Here is a 3,700-nt window from a genome sequence, read left to right as displayed (position 1 = left end):
CAACAGGCCATTGACGCGATGAACTCTGGCAAAGCCTACGAGCTTGTACAAAAGCTTGCTGCTCACGCCTAACGAACGACGAATTGAGACAAAGAACATGACACAGACTACCGATAAACTGTCGACCCACGTTTCAGTTAAAGAAGCTGAAATGGCGGAAGTATTAGCAAAAATCGTTCGTGATAAATACCAATGGGTTGAAGCGCGTAAACAAGCTCAGCCACTGGAAGGGTTTAAAGCAGCGTTAACCGCAGCAGACCGCAGTTTTTATGATGCACTGAGCGGCGAACAGACGGTTTTCATTACTGAATGTAAAAAGGCATCACCGTCGAAAGGTTTGATCCGTGACGACTTTGACTTGGACTACATTGCATCGGTTTATAACAACCACGCTAACGCAATCTCAGTGCTGACCGACGAGAAATACTTCCAAGGTGACTTTGAGTTTTTACCTAAGGTTCGCAGCATCGCTAAACAGCCGATCTTGTGTAAAGACTTCATGGTGGATACCTACCAAGTTTATCTCGCTCGTCACTACTCAGCAGATGCGATCTTGTTGATGCTATCGGTGTTGAATGACGAAGAGTACCAAGCACTTGCTGAGGTTGCTCATTCACTGAACATGGGTGTGCTTACAGAAGTCAGCAATGAAGAAGAACTGCACCGCGCAGTCGCTCTAAACGCCAAGGTGATCGGCATTAACAACCGTAACCTGCGTGACCTGTCGACGGATTTGAATCGTACAAAAGAACTAGCCCCACTACTTCGTGAACTAGCACCTAATGCGATCGTAATTTCAGAGTCTGGCATCTACACACACCAGCAAGTACGTGACCTTTCAACATTTGCCGATGGCTTCCTAATTGGCAGCTCTCTTATGGCAGAAAAGAACCTCGAACTGGCCGTTCGTAAAGTAACGCTTGGCGAAAACAAGGTATGTGGTTTAACTCACTCCGATGATGCTGCAAAAGCATACCAAGCAGGCGCGGTATTCGGTGGGCTGATTTTCGTTGAAGCGTCTAAACGTCATGTGGATATTGAAGCGGCTCGTTTGACGATGAGCGGTGCACCTTTGAACTACGTCGGCGTGTTCCAAAATCATAGTGTTGCGGACGTAGCTCACACCGTTTTAGAGCTCGGTTTGTTTGCTGTACAACTGCACGGTGATGAGCCTCAAGCGTACGTTGATGAACTTAAGCAATCACTGCCTGAAAGCGTTGAGATTTGGAAAGCTTATGGTGTTTCTTGCGATGCTGAGAGCGCGTTACCGGAATTACTGGAAAGCAACGTGACTCGCCATCTGCTAGATACTAAAGTGGGTTCTCAAACAGGCGGTACTGGCCAAGCATTCGATTGGAACCTGATCAACAACCAAAGTGCGATCATGTTGGCCGGTGGTCTAAACCCAGAAAATGCTAACCAAGCGGCTAAGTTGGGCTGCTTAGGATTAGATCTAAACTCCGGTGTTGAATCGGCTCCAGGTAAAAAAGACGCAGACAAACTGCGCCGAGCTTTTGCGGCGATTCGTAATTACTAGTCTGGCTTCAAAAAGCAAAAACCAGAACTAGGGCTAGAAAGCGAAAACTAAAACATATTTGTGAGCTTTGCCTCTGCGAAGCTCAAACAAGACTAAATGACTTGGGGTGAAGACACTCCAATAGAATTGAAGGAATAACACAATGGCTAAACTCGATGCCTACTTCGGTGAATACGGTGGTCAATACGTACCGCAGATCCTAGTGCCAGCACTAGACCAACTTGAACAAGCATTTATCGATGCACAAGCTGATCCTGAATTTCGCAGTGAATTCATGACGCTACTTCAAGAGTACGCAGGTCGCCCAACAGCGCTAACGCTGACTCGCAACCTAACTAAAGGTACAAAGACCAAACTTTACCTAAAACGTGAAGACCTACTTCACGGTGGTGCTCACAAAACCAACCAAGTACTTGGTCAGGCTCTACTTGCTAAGCGTATGGGCAAAAATGAAATCATCGCTGAAACAGGTGCGGGCCAACATGGTGTGGCGACGGCTCTTGCTTGTGCTCTATTAGGCCTTAAGTGTCGAGTTTACATGGGTGCAAAAGACGTTGAGCGTCAAAGCCCGAACGTATTCCGTATGAAGCTAATGGGCGCAGAGGTTATCCCGGTTCATTCTGGTTCAGCAACTCTGAAAGATGCGTGTAACGAAGCTCTACGTGACTGGTCCGCGACTTATGAAGATGCGCACTACCTATTAGGTACTGCGGCAGGTCCTCACCCATTCCCAACTATCGTTCGTGACTTCCAACGTATGATTGGTGAAGAGACCAAGAACCAAATTCTTGCACGTGAAGGTCGCCTTCCTGATGCAGTTATCGCTTGTGTGGGTGGCGGCTCTAACGCTATCGGCATGTTTGCTGATTTCATCGAAGAAGAAAGCGTTCGCCTAATCGGTGTAGAGCCAGCAGGTAAAGGTATTGATACCGACCAACACGGCGCGCCACTAAAACACGGCAAGACGGGCATCTTCTTTGGTATGAAAGCACCACTAATGCAAGATGAGAATGGTCAAGTAGAAGAGTCTTACTCTGTGTCTGCAGGTCTAGACTTCCCTTCCGTTGGCCCACAGCACGCTCACCTAAATGCAATTGGCCGTGCGGAATACGACAACGTAACCGATGACGAAGCACTAGAAGCGTTCCAAGCCATTGCTCGCAACGAAGGTATTATCCCTGCGCTAGAATCATCTCACGCCGTTGCACACGCGTTGAAAATGGCTCAAGCGGAACCTGAAAAAGAGCAACTGCTGGTGGTTAACCTATCTGGCCGTGGTGATAAAGACATCTTCACTGTACATGACATTCTTGAAGCGAAAGGAGCACTATAATGGATCGCTATCAATCACTCTTCACTCGCTTAGCTGAAAAGAATCAGGGCGCATTTGTACCATTCGTAACGGTTGGCGATCCTAACGCTGAACAGTCTCTTAAGATCATGGAAACTTTGGTTGAAGCGGGTGCTGACGCCCTTGAACTTGGAATCCCATTCTCAGATCCACTGGCTGATGGTCCAACAATCCAAGGTGCGAACATTCGTGCGTTAGATTCTAAAGTAACGCCTGATGTGTGTTTTGATCTTATTGGTCAAATCCGCGCGAAATACCCAGAGCTACCAATCGGCCTACTGATGTACGCGAACTTGGTTTACGCGCGTGGTATTGAGAACTTCTACGAGCGTTGTGCCAATGCAGGTATTGACTCGGTACTGATTGCAGACGTACCAACCAATGAAAGTGGTGAGTTTGTTGCGGCAGCGAAGAAGTTTGGTGTTCACCCAATTTTCATTGCACCGCCAACAGCAAGCGACGAAACACTTAAGTCTGTTTCAGAACTAGGTGGTGGCTACACTTACCTACTTTCTCGTGCTGGCGTAACAGGCGCAGAAACTAAAGCAAACATGCCAGTAACCGCACTGCTTGACCGTTTGAACAAGTTTGATGCACCACCAGCACTGCTTGGTTTCGGTATCTCAGCTCCAGAGCAAGTTAAAGAAGCTATTCAAGCAGGCGCTGCCGGTGCTATCTCTGGCTCAGCCGTTGTGAAAATCATTGAAAACAACGTTGAACAACCAGAAGAAATGCTTAAAACACTGGCAGAGTTCGTTGCACCGATGAAAGCGGCAACACAGAAGTAATGGTTAGCATCTGCTAAACACGAC

Annotated in this window: 3 protein-coding genes; all 3 read left to right on the top strand. The window is 47.5% G+C overall.

Features of this window, described 5'->3' with window-relative positions; translation table 11 throughout:
• The first annotated feature begins 97 nt into the window (after positions 1-97).
• The 3 genes from trpCF to trpA all read left to right on the top strand — a co-directional run bounded on the left by trpCF (position 98) and on the right by trpA (position 3,676).
• Positions 98-1,537: a bifunctional indole-3-glycerol-phosphate synthase TrpC/phosphoribosylanthranilate isomerase TrpF gene (gene trpCF, locus BCT81_RS19100; RefSeq protein ID WP_102425486.1), complete on the top strand. Its 1,440-nt coding sequence runs from the start codon at positions 98-100 to the stop codon at positions 1,535-1,537.
• Between the two features lie 142 nt (positions 1,538-1,679).
• Positions 1,680-2,870, top strand: coding sequence for a tryptophan synthase subunit beta (gene trpB, locus BCT81_RS19095; protein WP_008224417.1), 1,191 nt, complete (start codon positions 1,680-1,682; stop codon positions 2,868-2,870).
• Positions 2,870-3,676, top strand: a complete 807-nt coding sequence (gene trpA / locus BCT81_RS19090; RefSeq protein WP_102425485.1) for a tryptophan synthase subunit alpha — start codon at positions 2,870-2,872, stop codon at positions 3,674-3,676. Before trpB ends, trpA begins: the two co-directional genes overlap by 1 nt.
• Positions 3,677-3,700: the final 24 nt, after the last annotated feature.

Source organism: Vibrio sp. 10N.261.52.A1, assembly GCF_002876325.1.
Taxonomy (GTDB): Bacteria; Pseudomonadota; Gammaproteobacteria; order Enterobacterales; family Vibrionaceae; genus Vibrio; species Vibrio chagasii.
This window is presented reverse-complemented; position numbering and strand designations above follow the sequence as displayed.

Excerpts from the sequence above, each read along its gene's own strand:
- trpCF (WP_102425486.1), top strand. The coding sequence starts at position 98 with ATGACACAGACTACCGATAAACTGTCGACCCACGTTTCAGTTAAAGAA.
- trpB (WP_008224417.1), top strand. The coding sequence starts at position 1,680 with ATGGCTAAACTCGATGCCTACTTCGGTGAATACGGTGGTCAATACGTA.
- trpA (WP_102425485.1), top strand. The coding sequence starts at position 2,870 with ATGGATCGCTATCAATCACTCTTCACTCGCTTAGCTGAAAAGAATCAG.